Source organism: Streptomyces sp. 11-1-2 (assembly GCF_003595545.1).
GTDB lineage: Bacteria > Actinomycetota > Actinomycetes > Streptomycetales > Streptomycetaceae > Streptomyces > Streptomyces hygroscopicus_B.
Map to the genome: position 1 here is coordinate 10,599,541 of NZ_CP022545.1, position 22,211 is coordinate 10,621,751.

The 22,211-nt window shown below is 73.3% G+C and carries 14 protein-coding genes; 10 read left to right on the top strand and 4 right to left on the bottom strand.

The genetic code is table 11. The annotated features are described in order from the left end of the window. Positions 1–37 precede the first annotated feature (37 nt). The 3 genes from CGL27_RS45435 to CGL27_RS45445 all read left to right on the top strand — a co-directional run bounded on the left by CGL27_RS45435 (position 38) and on the right by CGL27_RS45445 (position 6,529). Positions 38–2,794 (top strand): AAA family ATPase, encoded by a 2,757-nt coding sequence (locus tag CGL27_RS45435; protein ID WP_119993498.1) that lies wholly within the window; start codon positions 38–40, stop codon positions 2,792–2,794. Next, positions 2,784–5,591, top strand: a complete 2,808-nt coding sequence (locus tag CGL27_RS45440) for a LuxR family transcriptional regulator (protein ID WP_119993499.1) — start codon at positions 2,784–2,786, stop codon at positions 5,589–5,591. Before CGL27_RS45435 ends, CGL27_RS45440 begins: the two co-directional genes overlap by 11 nt. A gap of 332 nt (positions 5,592–5,923) precedes the next feature. Continuing rightward, positions 5,924–6,529, top strand: a complete 606-nt coding sequence (locus tag CGL27_RS45445) for a LuxR C-terminal-related transcriptional regulator (RefSeq protein WP_050993686.1) — start codon at positions 5,924–5,926, stop codon at positions 6,527–6,529. Positions 6,530–6,602: 73 nt separating this feature from the next. Here the strand turns inward: CGL27_RS45445 and CGL27_RS45450 are convergent, their stop codons facing one another. Next, positions 6,603–8,288 carry a PucR family transcriptional regulator gene (locus CGL27_RS45450; protein ID WP_119993500.1) on the bottom strand — a complete coding sequence of 562 codons (1,686 nt, stop codon included), beginning with the start codon at positions 8,286–8,288 and terminating at the stop codon, positions 6,603–6,605. 202 nt (positions 8,289–8,490) lie between these two features. Here CGL27_RS45450 and CGL27_RS45455 point away from each other — a divergent pair, with 202 nt between their 5' ends. From CGL27_RS45455 to CGL27_RS45465, 3 genes are all read left to right on the top strand, one after another. After that, positions 8,491–9,750, top strand: a complete 1,260-nt coding sequence (locus tag CGL27_RS45455) for an aminotransferase class III-fold pyridoxal phosphate-dependent enzyme (protein WP_014057220.1) — start codon at positions 8,491–8,493, stop codon at positions 9,748–9,750. 89 nt (positions 9,751–9,839) lie between these two features. After that, positions 9,840–11,312: an NAD-dependent succinate-semialdehyde dehydrogenase gene (locus tag CGL27_RS45460; protein WP_119993501.1), complete on the top strand. Its 1,473-nt coding sequence runs from the start codon at positions 9,840–9,842 to the stop codon at positions 11,310–11,312. 113 nt (positions 11,313–11,425) lie between these two features. Continuing rightward, positions 11,426–12,805, top strand: coding sequence for a CAP domain-containing protein (locus CGL27_RS45465; protein ID WP_119993503.1), 1,380 nt, complete (start codon positions 11,426–11,428; stop codon positions 12,803–12,805). Positions 12,806–12,844: 39 nt separating this feature from the next. Here CGL27_RS45465 and CGL27_RS45470 read toward each other — a convergent pair whose 3' ends face one another. Beyond that, the gene (locus CGL27_RS45470; protein ID WP_240450864.1) at positions 12,845–13,579 is read right to left on the bottom strand and encodes a peptidoglycan-binding domain-containing protein; all 735 of its coding nucleotides are present in this window, start codon (positions 13,577–13,579) and stop codon (positions 12,845–12,847) included. A gap of 173 nt (positions 13,580–13,752) precedes the next feature. On the opposite strand from CGL27_RS45470, the gene CGL27_RS45475 reads away from it, so the two are divergent. Beyond that, on the top strand, positions 13,753–15,006 hold the full coding sequence (locus CGL27_RS45475) for an FAD-dependent oxidoreductase (protein WP_119993504.1): 1,254 nt from the start codon (positions 13,753–13,755) through the stop codon (positions 15,004–15,006). A gap of 61 nt (positions 15,007–15,067) precedes the next feature. On the opposite strand, the gene CGL27_RS45480 is transcribed toward CGL27_RS45475, so the two are convergent. Beyond that, a complete protein-coding gene (locus CGL27_RS45480; RefSeq protein WP_078646032.1) occupies positions 15,068–16,588 on the bottom strand; it encodes an amino acid permease in 1,521 nt (506 codons plus the stop codon). A 131-nt stretch (positions 16,589–16,719) separates the two neighbouring features. Then, positions 16,720–17,727 (bottom strand): hypothetical protein, encoded by a 1,008-nt coding sequence (locus tag CGL27_RS45485; protein ID WP_078646033.1) that lies wholly within the window; start codon positions 17,725–17,727, stop codon positions 16,720–16,722. A gap of 233 nt (positions 17,728–17,960) precedes the next feature. On the opposite strand from CGL27_RS45485, the gene CGL27_RS45490 reads away from it, so the two are divergent. The 3 genes from CGL27_RS45490 (at position 17,961) to CGL27_RS45500 (ending at position 22,207) form a co-directional block, all read left to right on the top strand. Continuing rightward, positions 17,961–19,457, top strand: coding sequence for an FGGY family carbohydrate kinase (locus CGL27_RS45490; RefSeq protein ID WP_119993506.1), 1,497 nt, complete (start codon positions 17,961–17,963; stop codon positions 19,455–19,457). Between the two features lie 72 nt (positions 19,458–19,529). Further along, positions 19,530–20,957 (top strand): NAD(P)/FAD-dependent oxidoreductase, encoded by a 1,428-nt coding sequence (locus CGL27_RS45495; protein ID WP_119993508.1) that lies wholly within the window; start codon positions 19,530–19,532, stop codon positions 20,955–20,957. Continuing rightward, a complete protein-coding gene (locus CGL27_RS45500) occupies positions 20,954–22,207 on the top strand; it encodes an FAD-dependent oxidoreductase (protein WP_119993510.1) in 1,254 nt (417 codons plus the stop codon). The genes CGL27_RS45495 and CGL27_RS45500 overlap by 4 nt, the downstream gene beginning before the upstream one ends. Positions 22,208–22,211 lie beyond the last annotated feature (4 nt).

Below are 22,211 nucleotides of genomic sequence, written 5' to 3' on the forward strand. Positions count from 1 at the left end.
CCATGTCCGCCCCCCGCCCCAGGCATATAGTCACACCATGCAGCTCAACGGGCTCCCGTTCCCCGGCCGTGAACGAGAGCAGGCCATGCTTGCCCAGACCGTCGCCGATCTCGGCAGGGGCCGTTCCTCGGTGGTGACGCTGATCGGCAGACCCGGCTACGGACAGAGCCGTCTGCTGAACCTCGCCGCCCGGCTGGCCGAGGACCAGGGCTATCGCGTTCTGCGCGCCCAGGCGACGCCGGGCGAGCGCGAGGTGCGCTACGGCGTGGTGGCACAGTTGCTGACCCCGATGGACGGACTCACCGACGGCTCGCTGAAGGCCCTGACCGGACGGGGACCCGAGAGCCGCTTACCGGGCCTGACCGAGTTGCTACGAACCGCGCGTGGACAGCCCACGCTGCTGGTGGTCGATGATGTGGAATGGCTGGACCCGGCCTCGCAGCGCTGGTTCGGGGCGCTCATCCGGCGCCTGCCCGACGCCCGGATCGCCCTGCTGGTGAGCGGCACCGGCCGGCTCCGCCCGGGCGCCTGCCCCCTTTCCACCGCGCCGCAGCAGGTGATCACCCTCGAAGTCGAGCTGGCCCCGCTCGCTCCGCGCGATGTGGCCGCCACGGTCGCGCTGATCTGCGACCGCCCCGGCGAGCCCGCCTTCACCTCGGCCGCACTGGAGGCGAGCGCGGGCAACCCCGAGGTGCTGTCCGAGGCGCTGAGGCGCTTCATCAGACGCGGATACGCACCGGTGGCCGGGCGGGTGCCGGAACTGTCCACGATCGCCGAGGCCGTCAGCGGTGAACTCGCCGTCCGCGCACTCGGAGCGCTGTCCGACACGGCCGTCGCCGTCGTCCGCGCCCTCGCCGTCTGCGGCGATCTGCTGGATCTGTCCCTGCTGTACGCGCTCGCGGATCCCCGCGCCGCGAGCGAGCCCGGACTGCCCGAGGCACTCCAGGAAAGCGGGCTCGCCACCGCCACCGAGACCGGGCTCCGGCTGAGCCGGCCCGAGGCGCGGAGCTGGATCCTCGCCGAGATGCCCGGCGACGAGCGGGCCGAACTGCACGCCCGCGCCGCCGAGTTGGCCTACCGGGCGGCCGTACCCGACGAGGACATCGCCCGGCTGCTGCTCGCCGCCCGCCCGGTCGACGAGCCCTGGGTGATCCCCGTACTGCGCCGTACCTGCGCCGCCGCACTGCGCGGGGGCCGGACCACCCAGGCGATCGCCTGCCTGTCGCGGGCGCTGGAGGAACCGCTGGACCCGGCGCCGCGCGCCCAGTTGGGCCTGGAACTGGCCGCCGTCGAAGTGCTGGCCGTCCCCGAGGCCGCGGGCCGCCGGCTGGCGGAGATCATCCGCACCGGCGACGGCGGGCCCGGCCGGATCCGGGTACGCGCCGCCGACCTGGGGCTCTCCCGCGGCGACGACAAGGCCCTGCGCCGCGCGATCGCCGACGTACTGCCCTTCACCGACGGCGAGGAGCGAGGGGCCCTGGCCGGGCTGTTCTGGCTCACCGAGTCCGTCGGGCAGGAGGACACCGATCTGGTCCCGGACGGCATCCCCCCGCTGCCCGCCGACCCCACCTGCCCGGTGCAGGCCGCGGCGCTCGCCTGGCGACTGGCCCTGCGCGGCGAGGACCTGCCCACCGCCCGGGCGCTGGCCCAGCGGGTCTTCACCGTGGACGGCGCCGCGGGGGCCCTGATCCTGCCCCGGCTCACCGCCGCCCGCACCCTGCTGCTGACCGACGACCTGGACGAGGCCGAGGTCCGGCTGGACGTGCTCAACACCGATCTGCGCAGGCGGCACGCCCGCGCGGCCGCCGCCCAGGCCATGGCCGTGCGCGGCGAGCTGAACCTGCGGCGCGGCCGGCTCGACATGGCCGAACGGGACGTGGCCGCCGCGGAGCGGTCACTGCCGCGCTCCCTCTGGCATCGCTACACCGTCCCGTATCTGATGGCCATCCGGATCCTCATCGCCCTGGAGAACGGCGATGTCGGCCAGGCCAGTGCGCTCGCGGGCGCGTCCGCGCCCGCCGAGTCGCGGGAGGGCGGCTCCTGGGGCTATCTGCTCTTCGCCAGGGCGCTGGTGGCCGTCAAGGACGACCGGCTGCCCGAGGCGCTGGAGCTGTTCCGCTCCACCGGCAGGTGGGAGCTGGGCCGCGGACGGATCAACCCCGCCCTGATGCCATGGCGTTCGATGGCCGCCCGGGTCCACGACGCCCTCGGCGACCACGAGGAGGCACGGCGGCTCACCGAGGAGGAGCTCGCGCTGGCCCGGCTGTGGGGCGCCCCCAACACGATCGGCTGGGCTCAGCTGGGCGCCGGACGGGTGGCCCGCGAGGGGCAGGTCGACCGTCTCCGCGAGGCGGTGGCCACCCTGCGCGACACCCCGGCCCGACTCGCCTACGCGGGGTCCCTGATGGAGCTGGCCACGGCCGAGCTCGACGCCGGGAACCCGCGGGCCGCGGCCCCCCTGGTGGCCGAGCTGTTCACCTTCGCCATCGCCCACCGGTCCTCCAGCCGGCTGGTCGAACGGGTGCGCGCGCTGTCCGAGCGGGCCGGGCCGTCCGCCGTTCGCGGACGCGTCCCGCATCCGGCGTGGGCGAGCCTGACCGAACCCGAACAGCGCACCGCGGCCCTTGTCGGACTCGGTCATGGCAACCGGGAGATAGCGGAAACCCTCTCTGTCACCAGACGCACCGTGGAGCTGAGGCTCAGCGGCGCGTACCGGAAGCTGGGGATCAGCGGCCGAGCAGAGCTGATCGCGTTGCTGCGGGCGGCAGAGGGAGGCGGAACGGATGTTGCTTGAACGGGAGGCCGAACTGGCCCAGGTCGCGGAGGCCCTGCGGGCCGGGGCGGCGGGCGACTCGTCGCTGGTGTTACTCACCGGCCCCATGGGCATCGGCCGGACCGCGCTGCTGCAGCAGCTGCCGATGCTCGCCGAGGGCGAGGAGATCCACGTCCTGCGCGCCAACGCCGCGCCGGTGGAGCAGGACTTCGCCCTCGGCGTGGTCCGCCAGCTCTTCGACAGCCTGCTGACCGGTGTCCCGGAGGAACTCCACGAGTGCCGGCTGGGGGGAGAGGGTGACCTCTACCGGACGGTCTTCTCCGACGACGCCCCGCTGCTCGACGACGGCGGAACTCGAACAATGCCCGAGGAGGCGCTGTACGGCCTGCGCTCGGCGGTGGCAGCGGTCAGCGCCGACAGCCCGCTGCTCATCCTGGTGGACGACCTGCAGTGGGTCGACGCCCCGTCGCTGCGCTGGCTCGCCTTCCTCGTCAAGCGGTTGCACGGGCTGCGCGCCGTGGTCGTCTGCGCGCTGCGGGACGGCTACCGGCGCCCCGGGGACCCTCTGCTGCGGGAGCTCGTCGACGCGGCGCGGCGGGAGCTGCGCCCCGCGCCGCTGTCGCTGGGCGCCACCAAGGAAGTGATCCACGAGCAGTTCGGCGTGCCGGGGGACGAGGAGTTCGCCCGCGCCTGCCATGAGACCTCCGCGGGCAACCCGCTGTTCCTGAAGTCGGTGCTGGCGGACCTGGCCATGGGCGGCCTGCGGCCCACCGCCGAGCAGGTCGAGGCGGTCCGGTCGCTGCGCCCCGCCCTGCTGCGCGAGCGGCTGGCCGGCTCCCTGCGCGTCCAGCCGCGGCCGGCGCGGGACCTGGCCGCGGCCATCGCGGTCCTCGGCGGCCAGGCGGAACCGGACCTGCTGGCCCGGCTGGCCGGGCTGGACCCGATCGGCTTCCTGGCCACGCTGCGCGACCTCCACGAGGTGGGGCTGCTCGCCGCCGAGCAGGAGCCGCGCTTCCTCCACCGGGTGGTCCAGGACGCGGTCGAGTCCTCGATGACCGTGGCGGAACGGGAGCGGCTGCACGACGCCGCGGCGGCCCTGCTGTACCACGACGGACGCCCCGCCGAACTGGTCGCCGCCCAGCTCATGGCCGTCACCAGCTCGAGCCATCCCTGGGCGGTGGAGGTGCTGCGGGCCGCGGCGGACACCGCGCTGCGCCGCGGAGCGCCGCGTACCGCCGCCCGCTATCTGCGCCGCGCCCTTCTGGACGGCTCGCTGGCGGGGGAGGGCCGGGCCCGGCTGCTGATCGATCTGGCCACTGCGGAGCGCGGCTTCGACCCGGCCGCCTGCGAACGCCATATCTCCCAGGCGATACCCCTGCTGACCACGCCCAGGCTCCGGGCCGCCGCGGCCCTGCGGATCTCGCCGACCATCGTGGGCCTGGGTCCCCCGTCGGCCATCGATCTGCTGCACCAGGTCGCCGAGGACCTGGGGCCCGCGACCTCGCTGGAGGGCACGGCGCGAGATGTGGCGCTGCGGCTCGAGGCGCGGCTGCGACACGCCGGACACGAGGATCCGGCGGAGCTGGCCGCCGCGGTGGAGCGGCTGTCCGCGCTGGGGGAGGATCCGGCGCTGATCACCGCGGCCGAGCGTGAGCTGACGGCGGTGCTGCTCAACTCGGCGGTGCTCACCGCCCGATGGCCCGCGGCCGAGGTCTCCCGGCTGGCGAACCGCATCCTGGAGCGTGAACCCGCCACCTCCGAACAGGTCCACACCCCGCTGCCGCTGGTGGTGATCGGGCTGGTCGCCGCCGATTCGGTACGGGGGATCAGCTCCTGGCTCGCGATGGAACAGCAGACGCGGCGGCAGGGCGGCACGGTCGCCGACGCGCTCGTCAACGTTCAGCAGGCGATGGTGCTCAGCGCCCGGGGGCGCGCCTCCCAGGCGCGTGAGTACGCCGAGCGGGCCGTGCGGCTGGCCGAGGTGCACTGGCAGGAGGCCGGGGTCGTCTCCACCCTCGCCCTCACCCGCGTCGCCCTGGACCTTCAGGACCCCGTACTGATCGAGCGGATTCTGGACGGCCCCGGGCGGCGGCGCTCCTCGAGCCTGGCCCTGACCGCGACGCTGCAGTTCGCCAAGGCGGCGCAGGACGCCGGGAACGGACGCTGGGCCAGCGCCCTGGAAACCCTCCTGGCCTGCGGCCGGCAGCTGGAGGCATCGGGCTGGCGCAACCCCGTGCTCTTCGCCTGGCGGCCCTGGGCGGCCGAGCTTCACCGGCGCGTCGGCGACCCCGGCGCGGCCGGGGCGCTGGCCGAGGAGGAGCTGCTGCGGACGAAGGAGTGGGGCGCCCCGGTGGCGCTGGGCCGCGCGCTGCGGGTGAAGGCCCGGCTGCTCGGCGGTGACCAGGGGGTGCGGCTGCTGCGTGAATCGGTCGATGTGCTGCGCGCCTCGGCCGATGAACTGGAACTCGCCCGCACGCTCCTGTCGCTGGGCCGGCAGCTGAGACCGGGCGGCGAGGCGACGGCGGTGCTCCAGGAGGCCGGTGGCCTGGCCGCGGCGTGCGGGGTCCCATGGCTGGTCGAGCGGATCCGCGCCGCGGACGGCAGCGGTGCGTCGGCCGCCCCGCCGGAGGCGGCCCTCACCCGAACCGAGCGCACCGTGGCCTCCCTCGTGGGACGCGGCCTCACCAACCAGGAGGTCGCCGCCGAGCTGGGGGTGAGTTCCCGCGCCATCGAGAAGCATCTGACGAGTTCCTATCGCAAACTGGGCGTCTCCGGACGCCGCGAGCTCATCGAGCTGCTGCCTCGCATGGATTCGTGAACGTAGCGTTAACGGCGATAATTGGCGGGTGTTTGACGAGGATTCGTGAACCGACCGTACCGGCCCACCGAAGCGGTGGGGTGCGGACCGAACCTTCGGACCACCCCACCACGGGATTGGGCGACGACACCCCTGTTGACGTTGACTTCCGTACTCGTAGATCCCTAGTCTCAATTCTGAAATGAACATTTGGAATTGAATATTCGGTATTCGGTTCCGAATTCTGAGAATTAGGAAGGGATGGCAGTCCCTTGGCATTGCCTTTACTGACCGATTCGGCTCGGCCAACCCCCCACGAGCTTGGACACGAGCAGACCGAGTACACGGATCTATTGCGCCAGTTCGACCAGCCAGGGGCCTGTGTCGTCTGTCTTGACCCGTCGCTCACCGTCCAGCAGGCGAACCGGGAGTTCTTCCGGCAGTTCGACGACGCCTCCACGGACGTTTGCGGCCGTGACTTCTGTGACCTTCTGCACCCCAGTGTGCGGCAGGCGGTGAAGCGGCAGTTCACCCGGCTCCTCGACGGCTCCCGTCACCGGTTCACCACCCATGTGGTGGCCATCGGGGCCGAGGGGGCCGCCTTCACCAGCGGGCTCACGGCGGTCGCCGTGCGCGAGGGCTCCGCCCATGTGGCCTCGATCCTGGTGGTCCTGCGGCCCACGGCGGGTGGCGAGGAGGTGGACATGGTCACCGACCGTAAGAAGCTCCTCACCGAGACCGAGGCGCGCATTCTGGAGGGCATCGCTGCCGGGCTCTCCACGATCCCCCTGGCCTCCCGGCTCTACCTCAGCCGGCAGGGTGTCGAGTACCACGTGACACGGCTGCTGCGGAAGCTGCGGGTGCCCAACCGGGCCGCCCTCGTCTCCCGCGCCTACTCCATCGGCGTCCTCAACGTCGGCTGCTGGCCGCCAAAGGTCGTCGACGACTTCGTCAAATGACGCGCGCCCCGCGGGTGCCGACAGACGCGCCGCGGCCGGCCCGGATCCGGGCCGGCCGCGGCGCGTCGCCATGTCAGGACGGGGCCGGGCCCCGGGACAGCCGCAGCAGACGGAAGGCGGTGAGCGCCACATGGAGTTGGGTGCGCTGCTCACCCGACTCCAGATCGCAGCCGAGCACCCGCTCTATCGAGTGCAGCCGCTGGTAGAACGCCTGGCGCGACAGGTTCGCGCGCTTGGCGGCCACCGTCTTGTTGCCCGCCGCGTCCAGAAAGGTGTGCAGCACCGGCAGCAGATCGGTGCCGTGCCGCTCGTCGTAGTCCACCAGCCGTCCCAACTGCCGCTCCACGAACTCCTGGAGCCGCACATCGCCGCGCAGCGCGTACAGCAACTGCCGCAGCCCGATGTCGGACAGCTCGTGGAACGCCTTGTCCGGCGTCCCCGGAACGGCGGCGTCCGCGACCCGCGCCGCCTGCTGGAACGACCGGGCGGTCTGTGACAGCTCCGACACCTCCGAGCCGACGCTGATCATGGCCTCCGGACGGGACTCCCGCACCGACCGGCTCAGCCGCTCCACCAGCGGCCGCCAGGGCGTGGCGGCGGGCAGGGCCAGCAGAACTCCTATGTGGTCACCGGGCACCGCGCCGACCAGCACGGCGGCCCCGGCCGCCCCCAGCTCGTCCGTCAGCCGGTCCTCCAGCTCGGTCGTCTCCCCGGCGCCGGGGCCGGGGCTGACCAGTGCCACCATCAGCCGGCGGCCCGCGACCGGCACGCCCAGCGCCTCGGCCCTGGCCCGGGCCTCCCCCATCGAACGGCAGCGCTGCTCCACCAGGTCCAGCAGCAGCGTGCGCTGGGCCCGCCGCTCCCAGCGGGTGTGATGGGTGAGCCGGGCGATGGTCAGGGCCGTGGCGGTGCGCTCCAGGACCATCGCGTCCTCGGGACCGACCGCCGAGTGCCCGGCCCCGTCCGGGAGCATCAGCAGCCGCCCCCACCGCTCGCCCCGGTACTCCACCGCGGTCACCAGCCAGTCCTCCGGACCGCTCAGCCCGGTCCGGTCGGGCGAGGGCGTGGCGCGCGAGCGCCGCTCCCAGCCGGTCAGCGCCCCCTCCACGCCGCGCCCCGGCGAACCGCAGATCACGGCCTGGTGCACCAGGTTCTCCAGCACCACGGGATGCCCGCTCATCTCGGCCGCCATGTCCACCACCTCCTCGGGCCCGGCGCCCCGCAGGGTCAGCGCGGTGAAGGTGTCATGGACGTCCTGGGCCCGGCGCAGGCTCTCCACCTGACTGCCGACGATCAGGGAGTGGAGGACCTGGGTGACCTCCACGAAGTTCACGGTCCGGGAGAGCAGGACGAGCGGGAAGTCCCGCGCCAGACAGGCCCGCACCAGCTCCGACGGCGGCCGGTGGTAGCGCCGCACCAGCTCGATGACCAGCCCGGCGGCGCCGATGTCCGCGAGCTCGTCGACATACCGGCGGACCAGCGCCGGGTCCTCGGGCAGCGGCATCCCGGTGGTCAGCACCAGCTCCCCGCCCTTGAGGAAGGACGCCGGGTCGAGCAGTTCGGTGACATGTACCCAGCGGACCGGCCGGGACAGCTGCCCATGGCCGGACACCACCTCCGGCACCCCGGCGGCCAGCACCGGAAGCCGCAGCACGTCGGCGAGGCTGAGGGGGGAGCGCCCCGGGACCCGCGGGGGCCCGGCGGGGCGGGACGGCGGCCGTCCGGCGGCGTCGTACGCGGTGCCGCCGGAGCCGTTCATGCCGCTCACTCTGGCAAGCCCCCGCGCCGAGCGCAACCATCACCCCGCCCGGCATCTTGACAAGAGCCGTGTGGGAGGTCGTTGACAGATCGTCCATACCGATCACCACCCCGCGACACAGTGATCATTGTCCTGACCGGGTTCGCCCCCTCACCCTCGAAGTGTCCGAGCGCATCGCCGACCTGTGCGTGTGGGAGAGAACATGACCAATCTGTCGCCGCAGCTCCGTCAAGCCACTCCGGTGGTCGCCGTCCGAGGAGAGGGCGCCTACATCGACGGCGAGGACGGGCGGCGATACCTCGACTTCACCGCGGGCATCGGCGTCACCAGCACCGGACACTGCCATCCGCGGGTCGTCGCCGCCGCGCAGGAGCAGGTGGGCACGCTCATCCACGGCCAGTACACGACCGTCATGCACCCACCGCTGCGGCGGCTGGTCGAGAAGCTGGGCGAGGTGCTCCCCACGGGCCTCGACAGTCTGTTCTTCTCCAACTCCGGCAGTGAGGCCGTCGAGTCGGCCCTGCGCCTCGCCCGCCAGGCCACCGGCCGGCCCAACGTTCTGGTCTGCCACGGCGGATTCCACGGCCGCACCGTGGCCGCCGCCTCCATGACCACCTCCGGAACCCGTTTCCGCTCCGGCTTCTCGCCCCTGATGAGCGGCGTCGTGGTGACCCCGTTCCCCACGGCCTACCGGTACGGCTGGGACGAGGAGACCGCGACCCGGTTCGCCCTGCGGGAGCTGGACTACGTCCTGCAGACCATCTCCCCGCCCGACGACACCGCCGCGATCATCGTCGAACCGGTGCTCGGCGAGGGCGGCTACGTACCCGCCACCGAGGGCTTCCTGCAGGGCCTGCGGGAGCGGGCCGACCGCCATGGCTTCCTGCTGATCCTGGACGAGGTGCAGACCGGGGTGGGCCGCACCGGACGGTTCTGGGGCCACGACCACTTCGGCATCCGCCCCGACATCCTGGTCACCGCCAAGGGACTGGCCAGCGGCTTCCCGCTGTCCGGCATCGCCGCCTCCGAGGAGCTGATGAGCAAGGCATGGCCCGGCTCCCAGGGCGGCACCTACGGCGCCAACGCCGTGGCCTGCGCGGCCGCCGCCGCCACCCTCGACGTGGTCCGCGAGGAGAACCTGGTGGCCAACGCCGAGGCCATGGGGGCGCGGCTGCGCAGCGGTCTGGAGGACGTGGCCGCCAAGACCCCGGCCATCGGCGATGTGCGCGGCCTCGGCCTCATGCTGGCCAGCGAATTCGTCACCGAGGACGGGGAACCCGACCCGGCGACCGCGGCCCGGGTGCAGCGCGCCGCCGTGGACGAGGGACTGTTGCTGCTCCTGTGCGGGGCCTGGAACCATGTGGTCCGGATGATCCCCGCCCTCGTCGTCGACGAAGCGGCGATCGACGAGGGTCTGCGCGCCTGGTCCGCCGCCGTCAGCGCCGGAACAGCGGACTCCTGACGCGCACCGCACATCGCCCAACGGGAGCCCGATCCGCCCGCCGGTCCGAACCCCTCGGACCGGCGGCGGTCACGAAGGAGATTGCCCCTATGCCCACCCCCTCGTACCCCTCGGCCGCCGAGGTCCTCGCGGCGGTGCCCAAGCAGCTCTACATCGCCGGATCGTGGTCCGACGCGGCCGGCGGTCGGACCATGCCGGTCGACGACCCGGCCACCGGTGAGGTGCTGTGCGAGGTCGCCGACGCCGCCCCCGCCGACGGGCAGCGCGCCCTGGCCGCCGCCGAGGACGCCCAGGAGAAGTGGGCGGCCACCGCGCCCCGCGCGCGCAGCGAGATCCTGCGCCGCGCCTATGAGCTGATCACGGAGCGGGCCGACGCGCTCGCCGCGCTGATGACCGCCGAGATGGGCAAGCCGCTGGCCGAGGCACGGGGTGAGGCGGCTTACGCCGCGGAGTTCTTCCGCTGGTTCTCGGAAGAGGCCGTACGCATCGAGGGCGGGTTCTCCACGCTGCCGGACGGCAGGAACCGCATGCTGCTGATGCGCCGCCCGGTCGGCCCCTGTCTGCTCGTCACGCCGTGGAACTTCCCGCTGGCCATGGGCACCCGCAAGATCGGCCCGGCCATCGCCGCGGGCTGCACCATGGTGCTCAAGCCCGCCCCGCAGACCCCGCTGTCCAGCCTGGCGCTCGCCGGCATCCTGGCGGAGGCGGGGCTTCCGGCCGGGGTGCTCAACGTGGTCACCACCTCCCGCGCGGGCGAGGTCGTGGAGCCGCTGCTGACCGGCGGGCACGTCCGCAAGCTCTCCTTCACCGGCTCCACCCAGGTCGGCCGCACCCTGCTCGCCCAGTGCGCGCCCGCGGTGGTCCGCACCTCCATGGAGCTCGGCGGCAACGCCCCCTTCATCGTCTTCGAGGACGCCGACCTGGACGCCGCGGTCGAGGGCGCCATGACCGCCAAGATGCGCAACATGGGCGAGGCGTGCACGGCGGCCAACCGGTTCTTCGTCCACTCCTCCGCCGCGGCCGAGTTCGCCGACCGGCTCGCCCGCCGGATGGGCGCGCTGGAGGTCGGCCCCGGCAGCCGGCCCGGTGTCGACGTCGGGCCGCTCATCGACCGGGCCGGCCGTACCAAGGTCGAGGAGCTGGTCGCGGACGCCGTGGCACGCGGCGCCGAGGTCCTGGTCGGCGGCAGCACCCCCGAGGGCCCCGGCTGCTTCTATCCGCCCACGGTGCTCACCGGCGTCTCCCCGGCCAGCCGGCTGATGGGGACCGAGATCTTCGGACCGGTCGCGGCCGTCCTCACCTTCGACGACGAGGACGAGGTCGTCGCCACCGCCAACAGCACCGAATGGGGCCTGGTGGGCTATGTGTTCACCCAGGACCTGAGCCGTTCGCTGCGGGTGAGCGAGCGGCTCGAGGTCGGCATGGTCGGCCTCAACACCGGTCTGGTCTCCAACCCCGCGGCCCCCTTCGGCGGCGTCAAACAGTCCGGGCTCGGACGTGAGGGCGGCCGCGTCGGCATCGACGAGTTCCTGGAGTACAAGTACGTCGCGGTGCCGGTCTGAGGACCGGTCCCACCGCCGCAACGGCCGGGAGCACACCGTCGGAACCGGCGGGCGCGCCCGGCCGTTGCCTTCATGACGCGTTGCCTACATGAACGCGGCGGTGAGGAGCGGACATGGGCGAGTTGGTGCCCGGCGGCAACCAGGCGCTGCCCGACGGCGCGCTGACCATCCGGGTGCCGGGCCCGTTCGACCTGTCCGCGCTGATCACCGGCGAGGACGGCAAGGTCGCGGGTGACGGCGACTTCGTCTTCTTCAACCAGCCCACCGCGCCCGGTGCCCGGCTGGACGGCGACACCGTCACCCTGCGGCCCCGGGGGCTGCGGCCCGGCGCCGCCCGGGTCACCCTCGTCATCAGCCCCGCCGACCCGGGCACCCCGCTCGGGCGGCTGCCGGCGCCCGTGCTGAGCGTCCTGGACGAACGGGGAGCGCCACTGGCCCGGTTCGCCCCGCCGCGCCCCTCGGCGGAGACGGTGCTGCTGCTCGCCGAGATCTACCGCCGCGGCGGCGGATGGAAGGTGCGGGCGATCGGCCAGGGCTACGCCGACGGACTGGCCGGTGTGGCGCGGGACTTCGGCGTCGACGTCGCCGACGACGGAGCCCCGCCCCCGCCCGCCCCGACCACCCGGCCCATGCCCCCGCCGACCACTCGGGCCGGGACCGCGCCTTCCGCCCGGGCCATGCCCGCGCCTTCCGCTGCGCCGCCCGCCGACGGGGCCTCACGGCATGCCCTGGAGGTGGTGAACGCGGCGCGGGCACGGGCCGGAGCCGCCCCCGTGGCCCTCGACGGACGGCTGACCGCTGCCGCCGAGGCGCACGCCCGGGTCATGGCCGCCCACGGTGCGCTGGCGCTGGAGACCCCGGACGGCAGATCGCTCTTCCACCGGATCGCCGCGCACGGATACACCCCGCTGACCATCGCCGAGCACATCGTCTCCGGGCCGCGCACCCCGCGGGAGTTCGTGGACTACTGCCTCGAAGGCGATGAGCGCCGGGGCCCGTTCCACGATCCGGACCTCGTCCACCTGGGGATCGGCCGGGCCGACGGCCCCACCACCGGGGACGTCTACTGGACGGCGGTATGGGCCCGGCCGTTCACCCCGGACGGACTGCTGCGCCTGGTCTCCGAGGTCATCGCCCTCACCAACGCGGAGCGTGCCGCCGCCCGGCTGGCACCGCTCGCCCCGGACCCCCGGCTCACGGCCGCCGCGCAGGCGCACAGTGACGACATGGTGGCCCGCGATTTCTACTCCCACACCGGCCCCGAGGGACATCAGCCCTGGGACCGGGCGCGGACCGCCGGGGCCACACACCGCGGCATCGGCGAGAACATCGCATGCGGCCAGCGCTCCCCGGCGGAGGTGGTGCGCGGCTGGATGAACAGCCCGGGCCATCGCGCCAACATCCTGAAGCCCGACTTCACCCATATCGGCGTCGGCCACGCCACCGGCAGCCGCGCGGGCACGTACTGGACCCAGGTCTTCGGCGCCGTCTGACGACCCGGGCCGACGGTCCCCCGGCCGACGGCGGAACGGTCAGGTGCGCGACTCCAACTGCTGCCGCGTGGCGGACCCGTACACCCCGTTCGCATCGCCCCGGATCCCGTACCACACCTGGAACCGGGAGACCGCCTGGGCGAGGCTCTGGTCGTACTGCCCGTTGACCGGCCCGTCCTGATACACGTTCGGAATCCGCAGCAGACGCTTCTGGAGCTCGGTCACCTCCGGGCCGGTGGACCCGAGGGTCAGCACATCGCCCGGATCGCCCGGCGGCGGTAGCGCGTCGTCCGGCGGCTGCGAGGCGGGCGCGCTCGGCGTCCCGGGCGCGGCGGAGGTCGCGGGCGCCGTCGGCGTGGCCGACGCGCCGCCCTCGGCCGCACCGGACGCCGAGTCCCGGGGCACCATCACCACCAGCGAGAGGGCGACCCCCGCGCCGAGTCCGGCCAGCACCAGCAGGGCGGCCCTGGGGTAGCGCCGCCCGGCCGGGGCGGGCGGTTCGGCCGGACGGCGCGGCTCGGCCGGTGCGTCCTGAACCGGCCAGGCGTCGGCCGAGGTCGGACCGCCGGTCATCTCCTGGGTGTCCGCGTCCGCCATGGGCGGCGCCTCGGGCGGAAGTTCGGTGCCCGGCGGCCGGAAGAGGTCGAGCTCCTCCATCCATCCCTCGACCGGCCGCTCCGAGTCGTCGTCGTACTCCGGCGTCGCACGGAAGATCGCGGTCGGCTCGAGCACCTCGCGCCCGGCTGGTCGGTCCGGATCGGGTTCGGCTGCCATACAGACCTCCTTATGCGCCCCACACCATCACGCGGGGATACGGACGCGGGCCCAGGAGGATTCAAGCCGATCGTGATCGGGCGCACCCGCGGCGCCGGTGTGGCGTGCCGCCACGGGGTAAGCCCTCCTGAGAGGGTGCCCATGGCCTCGGGGACGTCGAAGGGAGCCGTGAGATGGAGCGGACCACATGCTGTGTGGTGGGCGGCGGGCCCGCCGGGATGGTCCTCGGGCTGCTGCTGGCCCGGGCCGGGGTGGAGGTCACCGTCCTGGAGAAGCACGGGGACTTCCTGCGCGACTTCCGCGGCGACACGGTCCATCCGAGCACGCTGCGGCTCCTGGACGAGCTGGGCCTCGCCGAGCGGTTCGCGGCCCTGCCGCAGCGGCATGTGCACTCCGTCCAGCTGCCCATCGGACGGGACGGCGATCTGTTCACGGTCGGCGACATCAGCTCGCTGCCGGGGAAGTACAACTACGTCGCGATGGTGCCGCAGTGGGATCTGCTCGATCTGCTGGCGGACGAGGCCAAGCGGGAGCCCACCTTCCAGTTGCGGATGAACACCGAGGTGACCTCCTTCCTCATGGAGCGCGGACGGGTCACCGGAGTGCGCTACCGCGACCGCGTCGCCGGCTCCACCGGAGAGCTGCGCGCCACCCTCACCGTGGCCTGCGACGGCCGGGGGTCGCTCGCCCGTGTCCTGCCCGAGCTGGGGCTGCGGGAGTTCCCCTGCCCGATGGACGTCTGGTGGTTCCGGCTGCCACGCGAGGAGCGCGACCCGCGGGGGCTGGTGGGCAACGCCGGCGAACGCTATCTCACGGCCATGATCGACCGCGGGGACTACTGGCAGTGCGCCGCCCTGATCCCCAAGGGGGCCGACGACGCCTGGCGCGCCCAGCCCCTCGACCAGTTCCTCGCCTCGTTCGCCGAGGCCACGCCATGGATACGGCAGGGCGTGGCCGACCGCGAACCCCGCCCGCGGTCCTGGGACGAGGTCAAGCTGCTGGACGTCCGGATGGACCGGCTCCGCCGCTGGCACCGCCCCGGACTGCTGTGCATCGGGGACGCGGCCCACGCGATGTCGCCCGTGTTCGGGATCGGCATCAACCTCGCCGTCGAGGACGCGGTCGCCGCCGCCCGCCATCTGGCCGGGCCGCTGCGGAAGGGCACCGTGGGCCTCGCCGACGTACGCGCCATCCAGAACCGCCGGTGGCCGACCGCCGCCGGGACGCAGATACTGCAGCGGATCGCCCACGCGCGGGTCATCGAGCCGCTGCTGCAGGGGCGTTCACCGGCCGTCGCGGGGCAGCCGCTGCGGCTGACCCAGGTGCTCACCAAGGCGCCCTGGCTGAAGCGGGGGCCCGCGTACTTCCTCGCCTACGGCGCCGGCCGCGAGCGGCCCCCGGCCGCGTCGCTGCGGCATTCCGGATGAGTCCGATCGCGCGGCACCGGGGTGCGGAATCCCTCCGCACCCCGGTTTCGGACAGACACCTTCAGACGATGCCCTCGGCGATCTCCGCCTGTTCGCGCGCCGTGCCGTACGCGGAGGGCGTGTTGTACGAGCGGCGGGCCACGAACCACCAGATCGTGGCCAGCAGCAGCACCACGGCCAGGGCGATCGAGGCGTAGTTCATCGAGTCGGCCGTCACCGGACTGGACTGCGGCAGACAGAACAGCACCGTCACCACGGCCACCCACACCACCGCGATCCAGCCCACCGGTTTGCTCCAGCGGCCCAGGTGCCACGGGCCCGGCTGGAACCGGTCCCCGGCGCGCAGCCGCAGGAAGATGGGGATGGCGTAGGCGGGGGTGATCCCGATGACGTTGATGGCGGTCACCGCGCCGTAGGCCGTCTCGGAGTACAGGGACGGCAGGGCCAGCACACACGCGACCGCCACCGACAGCCAGACCGCGTGCACCGGCGTCTGGGTGCGGGAGCTGACCCGCTGCCACAGCCGTGAGCCGGGCAGCGCGCCGTCCCGGCTGAAGGCGAACACCATCCGGCTGGCCGCCGCCACCTCGGCGTTACCGCAGAACAGCTGCGCCACGATGACGATGAGCAGCATCGCGGTGGCACCGCTCGTCCCCAGGGCGTCGATCAGGATCTGCGCCGGGGGCACTCCGGTGGCGCTCTTCTGCGCACCGGCGTAGTCCTGGATGGCGAAGGTGAGTCCGGCCAGCAGCACGAACCCGGCCACCCAGGACACCCAGATGGCGCGGACGATTCCCCGGGCGGCGAAGACGGAGGCGTTGGAGGTCTCCTCGGACAGATGCGCGGAGGCGTCGTAGCCGGAGAAGGTGTACTGGGCGAGCAGTAGTCCGATCGCGGCCACGTACAGCGGATTCGACCAGCCGGTGTCATTGACGAATTCGGTGAAGACGAACTCGGGCGACTGGTGGTGGGAGGGCACGATCGCCAGTGCGCCGACGATGATGGCGACACCGGCCAGATGCCACCACACACTGACCGAGTTGAGCACGCTGACCAGCCGCACCCCGAACAGATTCAGCGCCGCGTGCAGCAGCAGAATGCAGATGAAGATGACCATGGTCGATTCCGGTGTGGGATCGAATCCCCACTGGAGGTTGAAGAGCGCGCCGGTGAACAGGGCGGCGCCGTAGTCGATTCCGGCGATGGCCCCGAGCAGCCCCAGCAGGTTGAGCCAGCCGGTGTACCAGCCCCACCTCCGTCCGCCCAGCCGGTCGGCCATGTAGTACAGCGCCCCCGAGGTGGGATAGGCGCTGGTCACCTCCGCCAGGGCGAGTCCGACGCACAGGACGAAGAGCCCCACTCCGGCCCAGCCCCACATCATGACCGCGGGGCCTCCGGTGTCCAGCCCGAAGCCGTACAGCGTCATGCAGCCGGAGAGAATGGAGATGACCGAGAAACTGATGGCGAAATTGCCGAACCCGCCCATGCGGCGGGCCAGTACGGGTTGATAGCCGAGCTCACGCAGCCGCTGTTCGTCGTCCAGTTGGGGAGCGGGACCCGAACTCGACCATGCCGTGGACATGAATGTACCTCCCGAATGCTGGGGCGGGCGAGGGTGGTGGTACAGGTGGGGAAATCGGTCTGGCAGAAGGGCAGAAGGGCAGAAGGGCGGATGGGGGAGCGGTGGTCGGAAACGCCGGGGAGGACCCCGGCTCAGCCGTTGACCCCGGGTCTTGGCCCACGGGCGCCGGCCAGCGAGCGGACCCGGGCGCGAAGAAACATTTCTTCAGCTACCGCGCGGTCGCCGGGGTTGGGGGTGCGGTAGGCCCAGGGGAGCGGGGTGAAGTACGGCCCCAGCGCCTCGAAGACGCGGGCCGCGTCGGAGAATCGCAGCGCGCCCCACAGGGCGTGCGCGAGATGGTTGAGATCCAGCAGTGAACTCGTCGTGAGATCGGCGTGGTCGAACCAGCCGTGCAGCGCCTTCTGGGCGTCCCGGGTGGCGTCCTCGGTGGCCCAGTGCAGGTCGAGCGCCTTCTCGTAGCCCCGCTCCTCGCGGTACCGCTCGACGTGCACATACAGCGGCAGCACCTGCAGCGCGGACTCCCCGGGCGCGCCCGAGGACACCCACTGCACGAAGTTGACCGCCTCGGCCAGCGAACCTCCGGCCCGCCGGGCGTACACGAACTGCAGCATCCGGTGGTACGCCTCGCGGTTGTACGGATCGCGCCGGTCGGCCTCCGCCAGCAGCCCCCAGGGCCCGGGGAACAGCAGCGGACCGGGCGGGGGCACCCGGTGCTCCTCCTGCCGCTGCTCCTTGTCCAGCTGGGCCAGGGCCAGCAGACACACCCACGGCACCGGATCCGCCGGAGAGTGGTGCGCGGCCAGCTGGCAGGACTGCCACGCCTCCCGCCACAGCTCCCGGGTGCGGGGATGTCCCTCGCGGTGTGCGCGCACCGCGCGTTCCACCCCCACCCGGGCGCCCATCACCAGCGCCGCCACGCTCTGCGGCTCCTCGGCCCGCCACGCGTCCACCACGTTGGATCCGGCGGCGGCCGTGGCCAGCACCTGGGTGCGCTGGGTCCACAGCGCCCACGTGGGAGTCTCCGCGAGCAGATTGCGCATCGATATCCAGCGTCCGGTGCGCAGATCCTGCAGCGCGATGCGCAGTCCGCCGTCATACCCCGCGGGGTGGTACACGGGGCGGAACTCTTCCTCGGGCATCGGATGACTTTCGTACGGAGCTGACGTACCGGACGCGGAGAACGAGGGGCCTGGGGGGATGGTTGCAGGGATCCTATAGTCCCGCCGCGGCGACTCGGGCACGGGGGACCACGGGCGTGCCCGGACCTGCCGTCTTGACGCCCGCCCCGTGACTGCACCAGGCTTTCCGGCAAGATCTCCGCGCACCGTCCCCGAGCTGAAGCGATCCACCAGTCCCGAGCGAAGAACCGGACATGCTGCCTGCAGAGCGTCGCCCCCGCACCCCGGCCGACCCCGCGACCGGCCCGGTCCTCGCCGTCGACCAAGGCACCTCGGGCACCAAGGCGTTGGTGCTGTGTCCCGAGCGCGGGGTGATCGGCTCCGCCGAGGTCTCCGTGCGCCCCCGCTATCTGCCCGGTGGGCTGGTCGAGGTCGATCCGGCCGCGTTGCTCGCCTCGGTCCTCGAGGCCGGACGCCAGGCGCTCGCGGCCGCGGGGGAGCCGGTCGTGGCGGTCGGGCTGGCCAACCAGGGCGAGACCGTGCTGGCCTGGGACCCCGTCACGGGCGACCCACTGACCGACGCGCTGGTCTGGCAGGACCGGCGGGCGCGGACGGTGTGCGAGCAGCTCGCGCCGCACGCCGAGACACTGCGCGAACTCACCGGGCTGCCACTCGATCCGTACTTCGCCGCGCCCAAGATGGCGTGGATCCGGCGCCATCTGACCGGCGAGGGCGTGGTCACCACCAGCGACGCCTGGCTGATCCACCGGCTCACCGGCGCGTTCGTCACCGACGCCGCCACCGCGGGGCGCACCGGGCTGCTCGACCTCGACCGTGTCGCCTGGTCCCCCAAGGCGCTGGACCTCTACGGGCTGACCGCCGAACGGCTGCCGCGCGTCGTCGACGCCGCCGGGCCCGTCGGCACCACCACGGCCTTCGGCGGCGAAGTCCCGCTCACCGGGCTCCTCGTCGACCAGCAGGCCGCCCTGCTGGCGCAGCGGGTGACCGAGCCGGGCACCGCCAAGTGCACCTACGGCACCGGGGCCTTCCTCCTCGCCCAGACCGGGGACCGGCCCCGGCGCGGCCCTCATGGTCTGGTCTCCTGCGTGGCCTGGCGGTTCGGCGGGCGTACCAGCTACTGCCTGGACGGCCAGGTGTACACCGCCGCCTCCGCGGTGCGCTGGCTCAGCGACCTGGGGGTGATCCAGGGGCCCCAGGACCTCGACCCGGTCGGGTCGACCGTGCCCGACACCGGGGGAGTCACCTTCGTACCGGCGCTCGCCGGACTCGCGGCGCCGTGGTGGCGCGGCGACCTCAAGGGCTCGCTGACCGGGCTCGGTCTGGACACCACCGCCGGGCATCTGGTGCGCGCCCTGTGCGAGGGCATCGCCGCCCAGGTGGTGGAGATCGCCGAGGCGGCCGCCTCCGACCTGGGCGCGCCGCTGACCGTCCTGCGGGTCGACGGGGGACTGACCCGCTCGGCGCTGCTGATGCAGACCCAGGCCGATCTGCTGCAGCGGCCGGTGGAGGTGTCGGCGCTGCCGGATGTCACGGCGCTGGGCGTGGGCGCCGCCGCGCGGCTGGGGCTCGACCCGGGTCTGACGGTCGAGGAGGCGGTTCCGGCGTGGGAGCCCGCCGCCGTCTACGAACCGCGGATCAGCGCGGAGCGGGCCGCCGAGCGCCTGGCCGGCTTCCGCTCTGCCGTGGCCGCGCTGCTGGACCAGGCGCCGACGGCCGCCGCCCACGACTGAGGACCCCGCTGAGGACATCCGCCCAGGACCGCCGCGCCAGGAGCCGTTCGCACCACCGAGCAAGGGACCACAATGACCGTCACGACCACGGGTGACCTCCCCGGCGAGGTCTACGACGTGGCCATCATCGGCGCCGGGGTGGTCGGCACCGCCATCGCCCGCGAACTGGCCCGCCACCGGCTGCGGATCGCCCTCGTCGAGGCGTCCGACGATGTCGGGAACGGCACCTCCAAGGCCAACACCGCGATCCTGCACACCGGTTTCGACGCCACCCCGGGCACCCTGGAGGCCCGCCTGGTGCGCGAGGGCTACCAGCGGCTGACCGCCTACGCCGCCGAGACCGGCATCCCGCTCGAACCGCTCGGCGCGCTCCTCGTCGCCTGGGACGCCGAACAGCTCGCCGCACTGCCGTCACTCGCCGAGAAGGCCGTGCGCAACGGCTACGACGAGACGAGCATCCTCGACGCGGAGGCGGTCTACGCCCGCGAACCCCATCTGGGACCGGGCGCCCTCGGCGCGCTCGAAGTCCCCGGGGAGAGCATCATCTGCCCCTGGACGACGACGCTCGCCTACGCCACCCAGGCGGTGCGCGCGGGCGTCGCCCTGCATCTGAACTGCCCGGCCGGGGCCATCACCACCGGCGAGGACCACCACGAGATCGCCACCCCGCGCGGGGTGCTGCGCACCCGTCATCTGGTCAACGCCGCGGGGCTGTACTCGGACGAGATCAACCGGCGGCTCGGCCACGAGGAGTTCACCGTGACCCCGCGCCGCGGCCAGCTCATCGTCTTCGACAAGTTCGCCCGCGGCCTGGTGGACCACATCCTGCTGCCGGTGCCCACCGCGCTCGGCAAGGGCGTGCTGGTGGCGCCGACCGTGTACGGCAATGTGATGCTCGGCCCCACCGCCGAGGACCTCGGCGACAAGACCGCCACCGGATCGTCGGCGGACGGGCTGGCCTCGCTCCGGGAGAAGGGCGCGCGGATCATGCCGGAGCTGCTGGCGGAGGAGGCCACCGCGGTCTACGCCGGGCTGCGCGCCGCCACCGAGCACGGCGACTTCCAGATCCACGCCGACCCCGGCCGACGGTATGTCGCCGTGGGCGGCATCCGTTCCACCGGACTCACCGCCTCGATGGCCATCGCCGCACATGTGGCGGAGCTTCTCACCGAGTGCGGTCTCGACCCCGGGCCCGAGCGGGAGATCGAGCCGGTGCGGATGCCCACCATCGGCGAGGCGTTCCCGCGCCCCTACCAGCGCGCCGATCTCATCGCCGCCGACCCCGCGTACGGCACCGTGGTCTGCCACTGCGAACGCGTCACCCGGGGCGAGATCCGCGACGCGCTGACCGCCACCGTGCCACCGGGCTCGCTCGACGGCCTCCGGCGCCGCACCCGGGCCCTCGGCGGGCGCTGCCAGGGATTCTTCTGCGGTGCCGCGGTGCGCGCCCAGTTCGACGCGGCCACCGCGGCCCAGGACCGGACGGAGGCCCGGCGATGACCCCCACCGACCGTACCCACCGCACCGTCGACGTGCTGGTCATCGGGGCCGGACCGGCCGGACTCGCACTCGCCGCGCGGCTGGCCGCCGCCGGGGTGGACCGGGTCGAGGTCCTCGACCGCGAGCAGCACGCGGGCGGCATTCCCCGCCACTGCCACCACACCGGGTTCGGACTGCGCGATCTGCGCCGGGTGATGACCGGCCCCGACTACGCCCGCCACCACGTCGCCGCCGCCATCCGCGCCGGAGCCGTGCTGCGCACCTCGGTCACGGTCACGGGCTGGGCGGCGCCGAGGACCGTGGACATCACGGGCCCGACGGGCCTGGAGCGGGTCACCGCGACGGCCGTCGTCCTGGCCACCGGCGCCCGGGAACGCCCCCGCAGCGCCCGGCTGGTGCCCGGCACCCGGCCGGCGGGTGTCCTCACCACCGGACAGCTGCAGCAGGCCGTCCATCTGCACCATCAGAACGTCGGCCGACGCGCCGTCATCGTCGGCGCGGAACGGGTCAGCTACTCCGCGGTGGCCACCCTGCGCCGGGCCGGGGCCGAGGTCGCCGCCATGGTCACCGACCAGCCCCGCCACCAGACCCACCCGGCACGCCATCTCGGTACCCGGCTGCGTTATGGCTTTCCGCTGGTCACCGATGCCACCGTGGCCGAACTGACCGGCCAGGGGCGGCTGGAGAGCGTGCGGCTGCGGCACCGGGACGGCAGGACGGCGGCCGTCGTCTGCGACACCGTCGTGTTCACCGGCGACTGGATCCCCGACCACGAACTGGCCAGAAGCGCCGGGATCGCCCTCGACCCCGGCACCCGGGGCCCCGCGGCCGACGCCGAGTTCCGCACCGGTGAACCCGGGGTCTTCGCCGTGGGCAATCTGCTGCACCCCGTCGAGACCGCCGATATCGCCGCCCTCGACGGCCGGTTGGCCGCCGGACCCGTGCTGCGCCATCTCGCCGGCCGGCCGTGGACCCCGGGTGCGCTGCCCGTGCGGGTCGAGGCGCCGCTGCTGTGGGTCTCACCCAACCGGATCGCCCCGGACGGGCCCCGCCCGCCGCGCGGCCGGTTCACCCTGCGCACCACGCGGTTCCTGAGCCGGCCGGTGCTCACCGTCGGCCAGGACGGCCGGACGCTGCACCGTGGGCGCCTTCCCCGCACGGTGGCGCCGGGCCGGCCGTTCCACGTGCCCGCCGACTGGATCGCCGGGGCCGACGCACACGGCGGCCCCGTAAGGATCACGGTGGACTGACCGG